Annotated in this window: 15 protein-coding genes; 10 read left to right on the plus strand and 5 right to left on the minus strand. The window is 61.5% G+C overall.

Going from position 1 to position 17166, the window contains the following annotated elements; all coding sequences use genetic code 11:
• The first annotated feature begins 93 nt into the window (after window positions 1-93).
• Entirely contained in the window at window positions 94-789 is a 696-nt protein-coding gene (locus CJD35_RS17460) for an HAD family hydrolase (RefSeq protein ID WP_017182004.1), read from the plus strand.
• Here CJD35_RS17460 and CJD35_RS17465 read toward each other — a convergent pair.
• The 3 genes from CJD35_RS17465 to CJD35_RS17475 all read right to left on the minus strand — a co-directional run bounded on the left by CJD35_RS17465 (window position 786) and on the right by CJD35_RS17475 (window position 2908).
• On the minus strand, window positions 786-1364 hold the full coding sequence (locus CJD35_RS17465; RefSeq protein ID WP_017182003.1) for an LOG family protein: 579 nt from the start codon (window positions 1362-1364) through the stop codon (window positions 786-788). The genes CJD35_RS17460 and CJD35_RS17465 overlap by 4 nt on opposite strands.
• Window positions 1364-1894 carry a phosphoribosyltransferase gene (locus CJD35_RS17470; protein ID WP_017182002.1) on the minus strand — a complete coding sequence of 177 codons (531 nt, stop codon included), beginning with the start codon at window positions 1892-1894 and terminating at the stop codon, window positions 1364-1366. The genes CJD35_RS17465 and CJD35_RS17470 overlap by 1 nt, the downstream gene beginning before the upstream one ends.
• Before the next feature lie 78 nt (window positions 1895-1972).
• Window positions 1973-2908 (minus strand): LysR family transcriptional regulator, encoded by a 936-nt coding sequence (locus CJD35_RS17475; RefSeq protein WP_017182001.1) that lies wholly within the window; start codon window positions 2906-2908, stop codon window positions 1973-1975.
• A gap of 317 nt (window positions 2909-3225) precedes the next feature.
• Between CJD35_RS17475 and CJD35_RS17480 the strand changes: the two genes are divergently transcribed.
• The 4 genes from CJD35_RS17480 (at window position 3226) to CJD35_RS17490 (ending at window position 8350) form a co-directional block, all read left to right on the plus strand.
• The gene (locus CJD35_RS17480; RefSeq protein ID WP_017182000.1) at window positions 3226-5706 is read left to right on the plus strand and encodes a TonB-dependent siderophore receptor; all 2481 of its coding nucleotides are present in this window, start codon (window positions 3226-3228) and stop codon (window positions 5704-5706) included.
• 63 nt (window positions 5707-5769) lie between these two features.
• Window positions 5770-6870: a purine nucleoside permease gene (locus tag CJD35_RS17485; RefSeq protein WP_017181999.1), complete on the plus strand. Its 1101-nt coding sequence runs from the start codon at window positions 5770-5772 to the stop codon at window positions 6868-6870.
• Between the two features lies 1 nt (window position 6871).
• The gene (locus CJD35_RS23460) at window positions 6872-7003 is read left to right on the plus strand and encodes a hypothetical protein (protein ID WP_254908169.1); all 132 of its coding nucleotides are present in this window, start codon (window positions 6872-6874) and stop codon (window positions 7001-7003) included.
• Between the two features lie 264 nt (window positions 7004-7267).
• On the plus strand, window positions 7268-8350 hold the full coding sequence (locus CJD35_RS17490; RefSeq protein WP_031309815.1) for an IS5 family transposase: 1083 nt from the start codon (window positions 7268-7270) through the stop codon (window positions 8348-8350).
• An 81-nt stretch (window positions 8351-8431) separates the two neighbouring features.
• Here the strand turns inward: CJD35_RS17490 and CJD35_RS17495 are convergent, their stop codons facing one another.
• Entirely contained in the window at window positions 8432-10006 is a 1575-nt protein-coding gene (locus tag CJD35_RS17495) for an adenosine deaminase family protein (RefSeq protein ID WP_086486455.1), read from the minus strand.
• 218 nt (window positions 10007-10224) lie between these two features.
• Between CJD35_RS17495 and CJD35_RS17500 the strand changes: the two genes are divergently transcribed.
• From CJD35_RS17500 to CJD35_RS17520, 5 genes are read left to right on the plus strand one after another with little or no spacing between them, the layout of a single operon-like run.
• Entirely contained in the window at window positions 10225-12747 is a 2523-nt protein-coding gene (locus CJD35_RS17500) for a DUF1592 domain-containing protein (RefSeq protein WP_095687293.1), read from the plus strand.
• Window positions 12748-12757: 10 nt separating this feature from the next.
• Window positions 12758-14098 (plus strand): DUF1552 domain-containing protein, encoded by a 1341-nt coding sequence (locus CJD35_RS17505; RefSeq protein WP_095687294.1) that lies wholly within the window; start codon window positions 12758-12760, stop codon window positions 14096-14098.
• The gene (locus CJD35_RS17510; RefSeq protein ID WP_017182400.1) at window positions 14091-15458 is read left to right on the plus strand and encodes an ankyrin repeat domain-containing protein; all 1368 of its coding nucleotides are present in this window, start codon (window positions 14091-14093) and stop codon (window positions 15456-15458) included. Before CJD35_RS17505 ends, CJD35_RS17510 begins: the two co-directional genes overlap by 8 nt.
• Window positions 15459-15485: 27 nt before the next feature.
• Window positions 15486-15983: a c-type cytochrome gene (locus CJD35_RS17515; RefSeq protein ID WP_026002260.1), complete on the plus strand. Its 498-nt coding sequence runs from the start codon at window positions 15486-15488 to the stop codon at window positions 15981-15983.
• A 53-nt stretch (window positions 15984-16036) separates the two neighbouring features.
• A complete protein-coding gene (locus CJD35_RS17520) occupies window positions 16037-16666 on the plus strand; it encodes a cytochrome b/b6 domain-containing protein (protein ID WP_095687295.1) in 630 nt (209 codons plus the stop codon).
• 16 nt (window positions 16667-16682) lie between these two features.
• Here the strand turns inward: CJD35_RS17520 and CJD35_RS17525 are convergent, their stop codons facing one another.
• Window positions 16683-17147: an Lrp/AsnC family transcriptional regulator gene (locus CJD35_RS17525; RefSeq protein ID WP_017182403.1), complete on the minus strand. Its 465-nt coding sequence runs from the start codon at window positions 17145-17147 to the stop codon at window positions 16683-16685.
• Window positions 17148-17166: the final 19 nt, after the last annotated feature.

Below are 17166 nucleotides of genomic sequence, written 5' to 3' on the forward strand. Positions count from 1 at the left end.
GCTGCCTGGAGTCCTTCTCTCGCTGTTCGCGACGATCGACGCTCTATGTCGATTATAACAGCCAGTCCCGCTGCTCAACGCTAGGATAAGGACATGACAATCAAGCTCATCTGCCTGGATGCCGACGACACCCTCTGGCACAATATGCGGCATTTCAACGCGACCGAAGAGGCGCTGGTGGCGATGCTCCAGCCCTTTGCCGACGCCGACATCGCCCGCGACACGCTCAATGCCTGTGAAGGGCGCAATCTCAAACTTTATGGCTATGGGGCCAAGGGCTTCACGCTTTCGATGATCGAGACCGCAGCGGAATTGGCTGGGGACCAGATTTCCAAATCGATGATCGAGGATATTCTGGCGGCCGGGCGCGCGCTGCTGGCCCATCCGGTCGACCTGTTCGACGATGTCGCCGACACGCTCGACGCGCTGGCCCACCGGGGTCGGCTCGTGCTGGTGACGAAGGGCGACCTGTTGCACCAGGAATCGAAACTCGCAGCTTCAGGCCTGGGCGACCTGTTCAGCGGCATTGAGATCGTCAGCGACAAGACCGAAAATACGTTCCGCCGTGTGTTCGGCCAATATGGCGCCGCCCCGCACGAAGCCATCATGGCGGGGGATTCGCTGCGGTCGGACATCCGCCCCGCGCTGGAGGCTGGCGCCTGGGCCGCCTATATCCCGCAGGAGGGGGCGTGGGTCCATGAAATCGCCGACACGCCCGCCGACCATCCCCGCTTCCGCCAGATCGATCGGCTGGCCGAACTGCCCGCCCTGATCGACACCATCGGCTAAACGTCGTCGTCGCCCAGCCAATGCTCTGTCTGCGGCGGCAGATATTGCGCCATGCGGTCCAGCAATATGTCCGGGTCATTGTCGATCAGCAGCATCGCCCGATGCCGGGGCTGGAGGAAACCCTCCGCAACGACAGAATCGATGAAGGTCGACATGGGCGTATAGAAACCATTGACGTTGAGCAGCCCGCACGGCTTTTCATGATAGCCAAGCTGCGACCAGCACCAGGCCTCGAATATCTCCTCCAGCGTCCCGATGCCGCCAGGCAGGCACAGGAAACCGTCGGCAAATTTCGCCATCATCGCCTTGCGCTCATGCATCGTCTTGACGACATGCAGTTGCGTGATACCCGGATGGTCATGTTCGCGCGCGCGCAGCGCTTCGGGAATGACGCCGATCACCTCGCCGCCCGCAGCGCAGACCGTATCGGCGATCACACCCATCAGCCCGACGGTCCCGCCGCCATAAACCAGGCCAATGCCCCGCTCGGCCAGCAGCGTGCCGACCCGCTCGGCGGCTTCGCGATAGACAGGCGAGTTGCCGGGCGAGGAGCCGAGATAAACGCAGATCCGCATCAGGCCAGCCGTTCCGGCACGGAACGCGCCTCTTCAACGATCGTACCCTTTGCACCGACCGCTTCCCAGGGAAACACGAACCAGCGCTTGTCTTCGTCCCGGTCGATCATCTCCGCCCAATAGTCCACCGTCACGCGCGATCGGCTGTTGGTGATGATGACGGCAAAGCGCAGATTGTCGCCATTGCAGCCATTGTCGGCCAGCAACCGCCGCACATAATCGATCGTGCCGCCGCTATCGTTGATGTCGTCGACGAACAGCAATCGCTGGCCTGCCGCGCTCTTCGCCGCGACCTTGGCCAGCAGTTCGTCAGCAAAGCCGGGTACCTTTGAACTATGGTCGATCGACAGCATCGGCAATTCGGTCTGATGCGAGATATAGACCGCAGGCACCAGCCCGCCACGGCCGATGCCGATGATGAAATCGGGCGTCCAGTCGCCCTGTTCAACCTGTCGCGCCAGCATTTGCACGTCGGCGACAAAGGCGTCGTTGGAAATATAGTGGAGCTGAGGCTCGGCAGTTTGGCTCATGACAGAAGGTCCGTTGACGGTCTGGAAAGATTGTCCGTTATCGGGTCTGCACGCTTTGGGCAATTGGCTGAGGGGCCATCATGTCATGGCGGGACCGTCGATCGATATGGGATAGCTGAGTTGCGGGAAGCCGTTTTCGATTTCCTGCAAGGCTATGCCAGCCGCATAAGACGGCGTGCGCGCCGATGCGGTACACAGCGCCAGCGTCATTGGCCGCAATATCGGGTCGGAAATCTTGGTGAAGGACAGGAGGCCGCGCTGCACCTCGGTAATGACGTCGAGCGATGTCAGTACGCCGATGCCGATGCCCTGCAATACGAGCGACGTGATCATCTGGATATTGTCCGATGACACGGCCCGGTCGATCACCACGCCGGTCGTCCCTTCCAGCACCGAAATCTGCTCATAAACCGCCAATGGCTCAGCCGGAACGATCAACCTTGATCCTACGCAACTGGAAAATCGGGCTTCCCTCTTGCCGCCCAGTGGATGGCCGGTCGGCGTGACGAAGCCCAGCACGACCTCCACGAAGGATCGGACGGCTAGGTCGCGCACGGTCTGCGGTTCGAAAAATATGCCGAAATCAACCTCTCCGCGCACCGTCGCCAGCCGGGCTGCGTCATTTTCCAGCACCCGCACGCCGATGGTGATGCCGGGATATTTGCTTTGCAGCGCCCGGATCGCGGCGGGGATATAGCCCTTGGCCAGGGCATCGATGACCGCAATATCGACATGCCCGCGTTTCAGCCCGCGCAAATCCTCTATCTGCGCGCGAACATCCGCCATGTTTTTCTGCCATTTGGTGCCCGCCGCCATCATGATCTCACCCGCAGCAGTCAGGCGCAGGCCGGTCGGCAGCCGCTCGAACAGCGGCATGCCCAGATTGGCCTCGACATTCAAAATCTGACGATCGATCGCTGACGCAGACACGTTCAGTTCGTCCGCCGCGCGCCGGATCGAGCCCAATCGGCCTACCGTTATGAAATAGCGCAAGAAACGTGAAAGTGCCGGCATACCCACCCTATTTTTTGCAACACTGCGTCGAATTCATTGCATTTGATCGCACCACGTCAAGCCCCTAGTTGCAATGCACACCACATCGTCCGGCGGCGATTGGCGGGGATCATGGCTGTGCATGCTGCAATGCACCGTCGCGAAAGGGGGGCGCCCAAGGCGCCTTGCGACCGCGGCAAGAGCCGACCGTGAAAATGGATAGAGCTGGAATTTCTCAATGAAATCCAGCCGACGATCAAATGGGAGAGGAACAGGGAGAATTAACAGCAGGGCGATCAATATGGGCCGCCCTGTTTCAAAAGGGGGGTATCTTATTCATGGCGAATATTGATCGCTTGCGCGGACAGCACCATGTCGCGCCGCGTCCGGACCGTTGCAGTCGGCCTTTTGGCGTGATCGCCGCCGGTCTTATGGCCTGTACCGCACTGACGACACCGGCCCTGGCGCAGGATGCCGTGCCGAGCGATGCGTCAGAGCCGGGAGCCGAAATCGTCGTTACCGGCGCGTTGAACGCGCTGCCCGACAAGGATGTCGGATCGATCTTCGGTTTTGCCAAGACATTGGTTGAAACGCCCCGTTCGGCCTCGACGGTCAGCAGCGAACAGATTGAGCGCTTCGGCATCACGGACATTTATGATCTGGTCGCCCAGGCGCCCGGTACCTTCACCAACAGCTTCTTCGGCGTCGGTGGTGCGCTCGACATTCGCGGTACGCCCGGCGAAGTCTATTTTCGCGGCGTTCGTCGCCTGGATAATCCCGGCAACTATCCCACGCCCATCGGCGCATCGGACCGGATCGACATTGTGCGCGGCCCGGCCTCGCCCATTTATGGCCCGTCCAAAACCGGCGGCTACATGAACTTCGTGCCCAAATCCGCGCGCGTGAAGGATGGTTCGTTGCTGACCGGGCCGGAGGGTGAAATCAGCTACACGACCGGCAGTTGGAACCGCAATGTGCTGAAGGCAGAACTGCGCGGCCCGGCGAAGATCGGTACGGCCGAATTCGGCTATAGCCTGTATGCCGAGGTCGAGGATAGCGACAGCTATTACGACAATATGTCGACCAACCAGACGATCCTGCAAGCCGCGTTCGACAGCCAGATCACCGACAATTTCCGCATTGAATTTGGCGGCATGTACCAGAAATATTCGGGTCAACAAAATGGCGGCTGGAACCGCCTGACTCAGGCTCTGGTCGATGACGGCACCTACATCACCGGATCGGCCCAGCCGGTCGATACCAATGGTGACGGACAGGTATCGCAGCAGGAATTCACCGCGATCGGCGATTTCAACCCGTTCGGTTCCTTCGGTTGTGGCGGCGGCAGCGTCTTTGCCAACGCGTCCAATAATGACGCCTGCTATGCGACCAACTATCCCTGGCTTGGGCTTACCAACGTCGGCACGACAAAGCTCAGCCGGAAGAAAGTGCTGACCGGCAAGAATGATCTGTTGGTGAACAAGGCCAAGACCGCCTATTTCGACATGATCTACACCGCCGACAACGGGCTGGAGATCAAGAACCAGTTTTTCTATGACGGCATCGATAATGATAACGAAAATAGCTACGGCTTCTCCCAGTTTCATAAAAGCTGGGTGATCGAGGACAAGATCGTCATCTCGAAAAGCTTTGATAGCAGCGCGGGTAAATTCTCCTTCCAGCTGTCGCCTTCGGTACGCTACACTAAATTCCTTCATGGCGATGATTTCGATTTTGAATATTTCCACCGCGTCGACCTGACCAAGGGCTACGACGCTCTGTCGGATCGTCTGCTATCGACCGAATGCGACTGCGATTATTCCAATTATCTCAAGGGCCATTATACCGACTATGGCTTTGCGGGCCTGGCCGACCTTGATTTCAACTTCGGCCTGGGCCTCATATTGGGTGCCCGCTATGACGATATCAGCGTCAATTCCAGCTTCATCCCGACCAAGATGAACAATGTGCCCGCCGTTACTTCTGCCAAGGGCAGCAAGGGCGGCTGGTCCTGGACGGCAAGCGCGTCTTACAAGATGCCCTTCGGCCTGATCCCCTATGCCACTGCTTCACGCCAATCGACGGTGATTGCGGGCCAGGGCTCGGAGATCGATGCCGGCACGGTGGCCGCCAACGGCTTCATCACCGCGTCCAAAATGGTTGAAGGCGGCGTCAAGGGCAGCTGGCTCGGCGGCCAGCTCTATGCCGCGCTGTCGGTGTACAAGCAGGAGCGCACCGATCACAATATCCAGTCGTCCACGGTCAACCAGTCGGTACAGACCAAGGGGCTGGAAGCGGAATTCCGCTGGTCGGTTGATCGGCATTTCCTGATTACCGGCGCCTATACCAAGACGAAGGTGGTCAACCTGACCTTCCTGGATAGCGGCACGGCGTTCAGCTTTCTGGGCTATGAGGATCTGAAGGCCTATCTGAACGACCCGTCGCTGATCTTTGGGGGTCAGCCGGGGGCGTTGCTGCCGATTGGCAGCAAGAATGACGCCCGTCGTGCGGGCATCCCTGAAAATCTCTACTCGCTGACCGGCACCTATTCGTTCGACAACGGCCTTGCGCTCAGCGCCAGCGTCGTGAAAGTGGACTCGGTCTTTTCCGGCCAGTCGCAGGCGGTCAAGCTGCCGGGCTATGCGCTGGTCGATCTGGGCGCGTCCTATCAACTGGACAATTGGCTGTTCCGCTTCGTGGTCAAAAATGCGACCAACGAGAAATATTTCCGCGCCAACTTCACCGAACTGTTCGGCAGCACGATTGTCCTGCCCGAACGGCCGCGCAGTTTCCAGGCGACGGTATCTTACAAATTCTGATGATTATGGAAGGCGTCGGACTGTCGGCGCCTTCCATAGCTGATTGGTTATAAGGGACGTTTCATGCGCCTTCTGTCTTATGTCGCGACACTGGCGAGTGCGACCCTGCTCATTGCCGCGCCAGTCCCGGCCTGCGCCGCGCTGCCTTCGGGCGTCGAGGACTGCCTGCCCGGCAAAGCCTGCGCCCATCCACTGCCAGTCCGGGTCGTTATCGTGTCGCTGTTTGAAATCGGCGAGGATAGCGGCGACAAGCCGGGCGAATTCCAGCTGTGGAAGGAACGGCGGCATCTCGATACCCGTATCCCTTTCCCCCAGTCCCATCATGACCTTTATTATAATCCCGATACCCAGATACTGGGCATGGTCACGGGCATGGGCAATATAAAGTCGGCGACTGCGACGATGGCGCTGGGTCTCGATCAGCGGTTCGACCTTTCCCACGCTTATTGGCTGGTCGCGGGCATTGCGGGCATCGATCCGCAAAATGCCTCCATCGGCTCGGCTGCCTGGGCGCGCTATCTGGTGGATGGCGATCTCGCCCATGAAATCGACGCGCGGGAAATTCCTGCCGACTGGAAAAGCGGCTATTTCCCGCTGCACAGCAAAGGCCCCAATGATCCCAGTCCGCCCGTGGGCCAGGGCGAAATATTCGAGATCAACCCGGCGCTGCGTGACTGGGCCTATGACCTGACCAAGGATTTGGCGCTGCCCGACGATCCTTCGATCCGCAAGGAACGGGCGCGCTTCACCGACCATCCCATGGCGCAGCGCCCGCCCTTCGTGCTGAAGGGCGATCAACTGGCAGCCATGACATTCTGGCACGGCGCGCGGATGACCGACTGGGCCAATGACTGGGTGAAATATTGGACGCAGGGCAAGGGTGAATTCGTCACTTCCGCCATGGAGGAAACCGGCACCTATCAGTCGATCGTCTATCTCGACCGCATCGGCCGGGTGGACAAGCAGCGCTTCATGGTATTGCGCGCGGGCAGCAACTTCACCATGCCCCCGCCCGGCGACAGCGCCGCCCATTATCTGCTGACCGAAAATGAAGGCTATGCCGGTATGAACGCCGCGCTCGAAAGTCTCTATCTGGTGGGCTCCAAGGTGGTGGACGAGTTGATCGATCATTGGGATCGCTACGAAAAGACCGTCCCGCAATAGCATGGCGCTTTGCGTTATCCGCAATGCCGACGTGCTGGTCTGCATGGACGATCCCCGGTTGGGAGATTGTCGACGGAGCTGCATCACTGGCATCATGAGCGGCATATTGTCACCATTGGCGCGCTATTCCTGATCCTGCGCGGTTTCGCGCCAAAGATCGGCGCGCATGACCGCTGCCGCGCTGGTTGCGGTCACCCTGAACCTGATCGTGCCCGATCGGATTAGCGCGGCATAGCTGGACACCTCGAAAAACTCTGGCGTTTGATCGGCGGATTTGATTCACTTCGTCGGCGATGCGTAGGAGGCGATGATGGCAAGTCAGCTGGACACCTCGAAAAACTCTGGCGTTTGATCGGCGGATTTGATTCACTTCGTCGGCGATGCGTAGGAGGCGATGATGGCAAGTCAGCCTGGTTTCTTCGATCTTTCGGACCGGTACGATGCGCTGAGCGCGGCGGGCGATCCGCTGGAGCGATTAGCGGCAGTTGTGGATTTCGAGGTTTTCCGTGGTCCGCTGGTGGCAGCGCTTCGTCGCTGCGTTCGCGGCAAGGGTGGGCGACCGCCCTTTGATCCGGTGCTGATGTTCAAGATTCTGGTTCTACAGGCGCTCTATTCGCTGTCGGACGAGGCCGCCGAGTTTCAGATCAAAGACCGGTTGTCATTCCAACGGTTCCTGGGCCTTGGGCTCGATGGCACCGTGCCGGATGCGACCACGGTGTGGCTGTTTCGGGAACGCCTGGTAAATGCCAAGGCCATAGACAAACTTTTCGCTCGCTTCGACGCTGCCCTCAAGGATCGGGGCTATCTCGCCATGGGCGGGCAAATCATCGACGCTACGGTCGTGCAGGCACCCAAACAGCGCAATACCGAAGCGGAGAAAGCAGCGATCAAGGAAGGCGGCGTGCCCGAGGGCTGGAAGCCGGCCAAGACCCGGCAAAAGGACCGTGATGCGCGCTGGTCGATCAAGTACAGCAAGGCCAAGATCAAAGAGGGCGCCGATCCCAAGGCGGCTAGGCCGGTCGATCTGGCCATCCCGATGTTCGGGTACAAGAATCATATCGGCATCGACAAAACCCATGGGCTGATCCGCACCTGGGATGCCAGCGCCGCCAATGCCCATGACGGCGCACGGCTGCCGGTTCTGATCAGTAAGGACAACACTGCCTCCGGCGTCTGGGCTGATACCGCCTATCGATCCAAGAAGAACGAGGCGTTCCTGGCCAGTGGCATGTTCACCAGCCACATTCACCAGCGGCGTAAACCGCGGCGAGCGTTGCCTGAGCGGATCGCCAAGGCCAATACCCGGCGTTCCAAGATCCGCGCCCAGGTCGAGCATGTGTTCGCCGGGCAAAAGAACCGCATGGGGCTGGTCGTGCGCACCATCGGCATCGCCCGCGCTACCATCAAGATCGGCATGGCCAACTTGGCCTATAACTTCCAGCGCTTGGCCTGGCTCGAAGGGCGAACTGCGCCTGCTTGATATGAACCAAGCGCCACCGACGGTAAATCCGGCCACTGCGGCACCGGCAATATCGAAATCACCGACAAATACGCTGCAACATCACTCCTTCCACGCCGCCTCAATCCGCACCGTCGACCCTACACGCAAATCCAGCGGTTCTTCGAGGTGTCCAGCTTCGAAGGCCTGGAGATCGCGCTCCAGTCGGGCTTGCGCTGCCGCTTTCACATTTTTCGCCAGCCATGCGCCGCATCCTGGCGCATCCATTGACACGCACGCCGCAGCCCGCGCACCGCCCGGCCTGTCCTGCCACAGGCTGTCGCCCGGCAGGAAGCTGTAATGCAGCCCGTTACGCACGATCTGCTTTAAATCCGCGTAGCGCAGCCCCTGTTCGGTGACGGCGCGCAGATATTCATTGGTCATGTCACTGCGCGACACGCCTTCATCGTCGGTCGAGAGTACCACCGGCACGCCCGCTTCCCGGTATAGCGACAGCGGATGATCGCTGCCCTTCACGCCCAGTATGACCGCGTTGCTGGTCAGGTTGATCTCCACCACTACCTGATCGCGCGCCATCTGCGCCAGCAGCGCGGGCGCGTCAGTCTCATAAGCGATGTCGATGCCGTGGCCGATCCGCCTGGCACCCGCGATTTGCACTGCATCGCGAATGTGGAAGCTCAGATCGCGCGAAGGAACCAGACCCAATGTCAGTTCGCCCGCATGCAGTGACAATTGCACCTTGGGATGGCGCGCTTTGAGGAACGCGATCATCTGCATATGCAGCGCATAGTCGCGCACCGCCACCGGATCATGCTCCGGCGCGGCGATATTGACGCCGACAAAACGCGGATCGGCATCGGCCAGGGCAAAGCCGAAGGCGAGTTGCGCGAACACTTGCGCCGGTGGATTGGTGCGGATCGCCGTGTAGAGATAGCGCATCGCCACGTCGCAGGCAGGTTCGCGATCGGCCGTTCCGCATCCGTTGAACTTCGCACCCTGCGCATCATAGCCGTCATAATCGGCCCTCGCGCTGGCAACCGCATCCGGCAATAGCGGCGCGATCCTGGCGTAGAGCGCGGCAAGATCGCTGGCGTCGGCATCGGCCATCTTCATGCCCAGCAACCAGCCTGCGCGCGCGCCGCTGCCCAATTCAACATAGGAGACATGATCCGCAGCCGCCTGCCTGCGGGTCAGCGCCATCGCTTCGCCGACATGGCGACTATAGGCCGGGCCAAACGCATCGAAGGTCGCGAAGAAGCGGTCATAGCCCGACACTTCCGGGTCGCCCACGCCCGCCTCGAAACCGCGGGTGGAAAAGGCGTCGATCGCGCGCGAATAATGGGGATAGGTGCGCTCCAGCCCGGCGGCCGGGATATGTTCCGGCGGCGTACAGGGCGGTTCGACGATATGATACGTGACGGTCGAGATACACAGGCCGTCCGCGGCTGCCCAGCGAAGATAATCCTCCGCGAAATTGGCGCCGCCAGCATGATTGTGCAGGTCGCCGCCCTTGGGCATGGCCTGAAGGAAGATGCGCAGGCGCGGACTGCTATGCACGATCCGATCCAGATAGGCTGCCGTGCGCGCCTCGTTGGACAAGGCGGTGGCTGGGGTTCGCGCCACGACCGGCCCGGCGCCAACCATCAGCGCCATCAACAATGCAGCCACCCACGTCATAGCAATCCCCTGTTTCGCGGCCTTTCTGGCGACGAGGCCCAGGATGTTCAATGACGATATTGCGGACATCGCGTTGCCAAAATCAGAGCGGCGGGCGGAGCGGGCAGAATGGCGGGGCCATCCCGCGGGGTGGCCTAATTTTGCGATTCATCCGTCCCGTTAACGGCAATGGACGCAACGCGGAATCCGCAATAGGCCCGCGCTCACACCCGATTTGCATGCAAACGGCGGACGATGGGCCGCCGATCGTCATGACAAGGGGAAAGGGGACGGCGCATGGCCGCCTGCGGGACATGGGATCATATGTGATGGGCCTGAACTGGCATCCGACCTTGCCCAGTTGCATTCTGGCGCTCAGCGCGCTGGTCGCCACGGCGTCGGTTCTGGCGCGGCCGGACGAAGCAGAGCAGCCGCTTGTTGTAGAAGCTTTCGCAACGCCCGAAGCGACCCCGGCCATTTTGGGCGACTATTGTTCGCGCTGCCATAACGACAATGACAAGGTCGCAAACCTGTCGCTCGATGATGTGCGCAATGGCGATCTTTTCCATGGCAGGAATATGGAGATCTGGGAAAAGGTGCTGCGTCGCACTCGCCAGGGCGAAATGCCGCCGCTCAACAAGCCGCAGCCAACAGCTGCCGCCAGAGCCGCTTTCGTCCAGTGGCTAGAGAGCGGACTGGACGCCTATGCCGCAAAGCATCCCGATCCCGGCCGCGCGACGATCCGTCGCCTCAACCGGGTCGAATATGCCAATGCGGTGCGCGACCTTCTGGCGCTCGACGTCGATGTCAGCCGGGAACTGCCGCAGGACAATTCGGGCTATGGCTTTGACAATATCGCCGATGTGCTGAGCGTCTCACCGACGTTGATGGACCGCTATATCGCCGTCGCGAGCAAAGTTGGCCGCCTGGCGACGGGCCTGACGTCCCGGCGGGAATTCGTCACATCCTATGAAGTACCCAAGGATGGATCGGTCATGAATGGGGGCCGCCCTGCCTATAATGAGCGCGCCAGCGACGATCTGCCGCTCGGTTCGCGCGGGGGCGGGGCGTTTACCTATTATGCCCGCTATGATGCCACCTACGAGATTAGCGGCTGGCTGAACGCCAATACGAACAATGAAACCGACCGCCAGCCAGAGGATAAGGTCAGCGTCCGTGTGCCGCTGAAATCCGGGGCACATGTCATCGGCCTGTCCTTCCGGCGCCAACTGGCGCCCGACGAGAGCGTCCAGACGCTACGCAATGATCTCGACAAGGTGCCGGTGCCGACCGCGGCGCCGGTCATGCTGCCAATGGATGTCTCGGTTGATGGCGTTCGGGTCAAAACCGTTAACGTGCGGTCCTATCGCATGTCGCCGCGCTATTCGCAGCAGAATTTCCCGCGCGACGTCCTCCAGATCGACGTGGCCGGGCCATTTTCGCCAAAGGGTGTCGGCCGGACCCCCAGCCGCGATCGCATCTTCATCTGCAAGCCCCGGCGGGCCAGCGCTGAAGCCGCTTGCGCCCGGCAGATCGTCGGGGCGCTGGCCCGCCGTGCCTATCGTCGGCCGGTGAACGACAATGACCTGACGCCGCTGATGCGGGTCTATGCGACCGAGCGCGCCCAGTCCGATTTCGAACATGGGATCGAGGCAGCCGTCGAAGCGATACTGGTCTCACCCCATTTCCTGTTCCTGGTCGAGCAGGATCCGGTAGGCAGCAAGCCGGGCGGCGTTCGGCGCCTCACCGACCTGGAACTCGCGTCCCGCCTGTCCTTCTTTCTTTGGAGCAGCATTCCCGACGATACGCTGCTGTCGCTGGCCGAAACGGGCCAGTTGCAAAAGCCCGGCGTCATGGATGCGCAGATCACCCGGATGCTCGCCGATCCGCGCGCGCAGGCGTTGACGACCAATTTCGCAGGCCAGTGGCTCTATTTGCGTAACCTGGACCAACATCGGCCCGATATCAGCATATTCCCCAAATTCGATACGCGCCTGCGCCGTGCCATGGCGCAGGAAACGGAAATGTTCTTCACCTATGTGTTGCGCACCAATCGCAGCCTGCTGGATTTCATTGCGGCGGACTATACCTTCCTCAACCAGCGGCTGGCCGACCATTATGGCATTGGCGGGATCACCGGCACCGCCATGCGGCGCGTCACTCTGGACCCGGCCTCCAATCGTGGCGGGTTGCTGGGGCAGGCGAGCATCTTGACCGTCACTTCCTATGGCAATCACACATCGGTGGTGAAGCGGGGCAAATGGATTCTCGACAATCTACTCGCCGCCTCACCGCCGCCGCCGCCGCCCGACGTGCCCGCATTGCAGGAAAAGCATGACGGTCGCCTGCTGACCGCGCGCGAGCAGTTGGAACTGCATCGCAAAAGCCCGGCCTGCGCCGCCTGTCATGTGAAGATGGACCCGCTGGGCTTCAGTCTTGAAAATTTCGATGCGATCGGCGCCTTTCGCCAGAAAGATGCGGGCCAGCCCATCGACGTATCGGCGCGGATGCCCGACGGCACCCAATTTGCCGGCCTGTCGGGGTTGAAGCGCATCCTGCTCAGCCAAAAGGACGAATTCGCCAGCGCCTTTACCGAAAGGCTGCTGACCTATGCGCTGGCCCGCGGGGTGGATGCGCGCGACATGCCGGCCATCCGCACCATCACCCGCAGCGCCGCCGCAGATGGCTATCGCATCCAGACCGTCATCAAGGGGATCGTACACAGCGCGCCCTTCACCCTGCGGCGAACAACTGGTCAATGAGGGCAACGCGATGATCATCCTGCGTAAACCGCTTAGCCGCCGAACCCTGTTGCGTGGCGCTGGCACGGCCCTGGCGCTGCCCTTTCTGGAGGCGATGATGCCATCGGCCAAGGCGGCCGATGTCGCATCCCGGCCCAAAAGGCTCCAGATATTCTATTCACCCAATGGCATGATGATGGACCAGTTCATGCCATCATCAGAGGGGCCGGGCTTCATCTTGCCAGCTACGCTGGAGCCGCTGGCGCCGCATCGCGCGCAGATCAGCGTCATCACCGGCCTTGGCCATCCCAGCGCGGCGGCGATGGGGGATCGTCCGGCGGGGCATGGCCGCTCTTGCCCCGCCTTCATCACCGGCGTCCATGTGAAACAGACCGAAGGCACCGACATACGCTGCGGCATTTCTGTCGATCAGGCCTATGCCGATCATCTGGGCGACGCGACCCAGCTGAGTTCGCTCGAACTGGGTATCGATCAGGCCAGCCTGCTGGGCAGTTGCGACATCGGCTATAGCTGCGCCTATACCAATGGCATCAGTTGGCGCAATCCTACCGTCCCGCTGCCCGTCACCGCCAATCCGCGCGACGTGTTCGAGCGACTTTTCGGCGATGGCGACGCGCTGGACGCCAAGAGCCGCCTGGCCCGGCTACGGCGGCAATCGAGCATCCTGGATTTCGTGATGGACGATAGTGCGCGCCTGAGCGGCGCGCTGGGGATGGAGGATCGCCGCAAGCTCGACGAATATCTGGAAGCGACCCGCGACATTGAACGGCGCATCCAGCGCGCGATCGCGTCGGGCGGTGGCGCGCAGAGTGCTGATCTGGAACGACCGGCGGGCATTCCCGACACTTTCGATGCGCATGTCCGCCTGATGATCGACCTACAGGTGCTGGCGATGCAGGCCGACATCACCCGCATCGGCAGTTTCATGATCGGCCGGGAACTCAGCAACCGCACCTATCCGGAAATCGGCGTGCCGGATTCCCACCATATGCTCAGCCATCACGGCAATAGCCCGGAGAAAAAGGCGAAACTGGCCCGTATCAACCGGCATCATATGGAATATTTTGCTTATTATCTGGAACGGATGAAGGCGGTGAAGGACGGCGAAGGATCGCTGCTGGACCGGACGCTGGTGCTGCGCGGGTCGGCCTTTGGCGATCCCAATGAACATGACCATATGGATCTGCCCATCATTGTCGCGGGCGGGCTGGTACCGGGCGACCGGCATGTTGTGGCGCCAAAAGGGACCACCATGTCCAATCTGCTGCTGAGCACGCTGCAGGTGCTGGATGTCCCCGCGACCCGCTTTGGCGACAGCGACGGCCCGTTCAAGGCGCTGGCCAATGTTTGATCGCGCATGCCTGGGTGTCGCCCTGCTGGCGCTGATGGCGGGATGCGGCATCGCGCAGGCCCGCGCGCCGCAGAGGGATGATGGGCTGGCGCGCGCGATCGTGGCAAATGACGTGGCGGCCGTTCAGGCTGCACTGGCCGACAGAGCCGATCCGAACCAGAAGCTGGCCTTCGGCGCGACGCCGCTAGGCTGGGCAGTCAACACCCAAAATCCCGCGATTGTCGCCGCGCTGCTGGCTGGCGGCGCGACCGTCGATACTGCCGATCAGGATGGCGTGACGCCGTTGGCGCTCGCCTGCGAACTGGGCGATCCGGCCATATTGGCGCAGTTGCTGGATGCGCGCGCCGATGTGCGCGGCGCACGGGCCGATGGCACAAGCGCGCTCGCCATTTGCGCCCGCTACGGTCCCGCAGAAGCCGTCGACCGCATGCTCTCCTTGGGCGCGGCCCCGGACAGTGTCGACAGCCGTGGCCAGACGCCCCTTATGTGGGCCGCCGCGGCGGGCCGGACTGTGGCGATGGCCCTGTTGCTGAAGGCTGGCGCAAACCCCAATCGCGTGTCGAAGGGTGGCTTCACGCCCCTGTTCTTCGCGATCAAGAGCGGCGTAGTCCCCGCTACGCAGATCATGCTGGCAGCCGGTGCGGACAGCGCCCATCGCGGCCCGGAAAATAGTAGTGCAGTCCAGCTTGCGCTGTACCAGAAAAATTACGGGGCCGCCGTCCTGCTAGTGCCGCATGGCGCGGACATAGTGGAGCGGGATCGGACCGGCGAGCAGTTGCTTCATGGCGCAGCGGCGGGAGGCGATGCCGAACTCATCCGATTACTGCTGGCCAAGGGCGCTGATCCCAATGGCCTGACCGGACCGTCGCGGATCACCTGGGTGACCGAAGCCAATTTCGGCGTTCCCCCGCCGTCGGTACCACCCACGCCCCCGTTGCTGATTGCTGCCGCCAATGGCCGCAAGGATGCCATGATGCTGTTGCTGGCCGCAGGGGCCGATCCGCGCTTCGTCGCGGCGGATGGTACCAACGTCGTGCTGGCAGCGGCGCGTGGGGGCAGTGCGGCGACGCTCGACTATGCCCTGTCTCTTGCGCCGGTCGTCGATATAGCGGGGAAAGATGGCATGACCGCGCTCCACCTGCTGGTTGCCGGCGGTGTCCAGCCAGAGCTGGAAGCCATGCTGCACATTCTGGCTGCTCGCGGTGCACGCACCGACATTCCCAGCAAATATGGCAAGACCGCCGCGCAAATGGCGGACGGTGGCCTTACCGAAGTGAAGCAGATTTTTCGCGCGGTCTTTCCCGACAAGATGTCGGTGAAGATGGCGGGTGCCGCGCCGCAGACCGTTCCTGACCATTGACAGCCAAACCGCAAGGTAGAACATCGCATGACCATATCGCCGTCTTTCCGTCTCCCGACGCTCGCAATGCTGGGGCTTCCGCTCATCATCCTGCCCATGCTGGCGCAACCGCTGACAGCCGCGCCCACCTCAGCGCCTGCGCCCAAGGCGGCGATCGCTGCGCGCCAGGCAGGCTACAAGAAGATGGGCGCGGCGATGAAGGCGCTGAACGATCAGCTCAAGAGCGGCGCGCCGGTAAAAGCCACGATGGTTGCTGCGGCCCAGACGATCGCCGCCACGGCGCGGGAACAATCCCGGCTGTTCCCGGCGGGCAGCGGCCCGACGGCGGGCCTATCCACCGACGCCTTGCCGAACATCTGGACCGATCGCGCGACCTTTGATGGACAGATGGCCAAGCTGATTGCTGAATCGGGCAAGCTGGTCGGCGTCGTCAATGGCGGCAATATCGACGCGATCCGCGCACAGGCCAAGGCGACCGGCGGTACCTGCGCCGGCTGTCATCGCCAGTTCCGCGCGGACAATTGAGCGACTGCGCCGTGTCGACTGACGCGCCATCCCTGCGTTCGCTTGTCTGGGATATGTATATCCGGCTGTTCCACTGGTTGCTCGTCGCCCTTTTGACCTTTTCCTGGTGGAGCGGCGAACAGCATGAAATGGAATGGCACCGCCTGTCGGGCTATGCCATCCTGTTCCTGCTGGTTTTTCGTATCTATTGGGGGTTTGTGGGCAGCAGCACAGCCCGCTTCGGCCAATTCGTGCGCAGTCCCCGCTCGGCCTTCACCTATCTCCAAACGCTCCGGACACGGCCCTATCGTGCCACGGCGGGTCATAATCCGGTCGGTGGCTGGAGCGTCCTGCTGATGATCGTCAGCCTGATCGCCATGGTGACGGCTGGCCTGTTCGCGGTGGATGTCGATGGCCTCGAATCAGGGCCACTCGCCGACTATGTCAGCTTCGATCAGGGGCGCCTGGCCGCTGATCTGCATGGATTGTTGTTCAACCTGCTGCTCACGCTCGTTGCGCTGCACATTGCCGCCATCCTCTATTATCTGCTGCGCCTGCGCCATAATCTGATCGGCCCGATGATCCATGGCCGCAGCACCATATATATGGAAGGCGCGGCCGATCTGCCCGTCGGATCACCGTGGAAAGCGCTTGTCGGCCTGCTCATCGCCGCTGCCTGCACCTGGGCCATCGGTTTTCGCTAAGCGGCGCGGCATCGCCTTAGCCCTTGCTGCGGCGCGGGCGCAGCGCGTCGCGCATGGCGATGCTGGAATTGATCCGGGTCACGCCGGGCATCCGCGACAAAATTTCGCTATGGATGCGCTCATAGGCATCCACGCTGTCCGCTTCGACACGCAGCCAATAATCGACGGCACCGGTCATCAGAAAGCATTCGCGGATTTCCGGACATTGGCGCACCGCATGTTCGAAGCGGGCAAGATGATCCTCTGTCTGTCGATCGAGCGTCACCTGGACCAGCACGTTGACCAGACTGTTGTCGTCCCGTCCGCCTGCGACCACGGTATAGCCGCGAATATAGCCCTGCGCTTCCAGCTGCCGGATGCGTCGATGGCAAGCCGACGGCGAAAGGCCGACCTCCGCCGCAATTTCCGCATTGGATCGCCGCGCGTTCAGTTTGAGCAAGCGCAGAATCGCGCGATCCACATTATCGAAGGACATGGCCATATGTGCAAATCCATTGAAA

Source organism: Sphingobium xenophagum (assembly GCF_002288285.1).
In the GTDB taxonomy this organism is placed as follows: domain Bacteria; phylum Pseudomonadota; class Alphaproteobacteria; order Sphingomonadales; family Sphingomonadaceae; genus Sphingobium; species Sphingobium xenophagum.

Coding starts and splice junctions, on each gene's coding strand:
- CJD35_RS17520 (WP_095687295.1), top strand. CDS start 16,037: ATGTATATCCGGCTGTTCCACTGGTTGCTCGTCGCCCTTTTGACCTTT.
- CJD35_RS17510 (WP_017182400.1), top strand. CDS start 14,091: ATGTTTGATCGCGCATGCCTGGGTGTCGCCCTGCTGGCGCTGATGGCG.
- CJD35_RS17495 (WP_086486455.1), bottom strand. CDS start 10,006: ATGACGTGGGTGGCTGCATTGTTGATGGCGCTGATGGTTGGCGCCGGG.
- CJD35_RS23460 (WP_254908169.1), top strand. CDS start 6,872: ATGGCGCTTTGCGTTATCCGCAATGCCGACGTGCTGGTCTGCATGGAC.
- CJD35_RS17475 (WP_017182001.1), bottom strand. CDS start 2,908: ATGCCGGCACTTTCACGTTTCTTGCGCTATTTCATAACGGTAGGCCGA.
- CJD35_RS17490 (WP_031309815.1), top strand. CDS start 7,268: ATGGCAAGTCAGCCTGGTTTCTTCGATCTTTCGGACCGGTACGATGCG.
- CJD35_RS17515 (WP_026002260.1), top strand. CDS start 15,486: ATGACCATATCGCCGTCTTTCCGTCTCCCGACGCTCGCAATGCTGGGG.
- CJD35_RS17470 (WP_017182002.1), bottom strand. CDS start 1,894: ATGAGCCAAACTGCCGAGCCTCAGCTCCACTATATTTCCAACGACGCC.
- CJD35_RS17465 (WP_017182003.1), bottom strand. CDS start 1,364: ATGCGGATCTGCGTTTATCTCGGCTCCTCGCCCGGCAACTCGCCTGTC.
- CJD35_RS17500 (WP_095687293.1), top strand. CDS start 10,225: ATGCAAACGGCGGACGATGGGCCGCCGATCGTCATGACAAGGGGAAAG.
- CJD35_RS17505 (WP_095687294.1), top strand. CDS start 12,758: ATGATCATCCTGCGTAAACCGCTTAGCCGCCGAACCCTGTTGCGTGGC.
- CJD35_RS17485 (WP_017181999.1), top strand. CDS start 5,770: ATGCGCCTTCTGTCTTATGTCGCGACACTGGCGAGTGCGACCCTGCTC.
- CJD35_RS17480 (WP_017182000.1), top strand. CDS start 3,226: ATGGCGAATATTGATCGCTTGCGCGGACAGCACCATGTCGCGCCGCGT.
- CJD35_RS17525 (WP_017182403.1), bottom strand. CDS start 17,147: ATGGCCATGTCCTTCGATAATGTGGATCGCGCGATTCTGCGCTTGCTC.
- CJD35_RS17460 (WP_017182004.1), top strand. CDS start 94: ATGACAATCAAGCTCATCTGCCTGGATGCCGACGACACCCTCTGGCAC.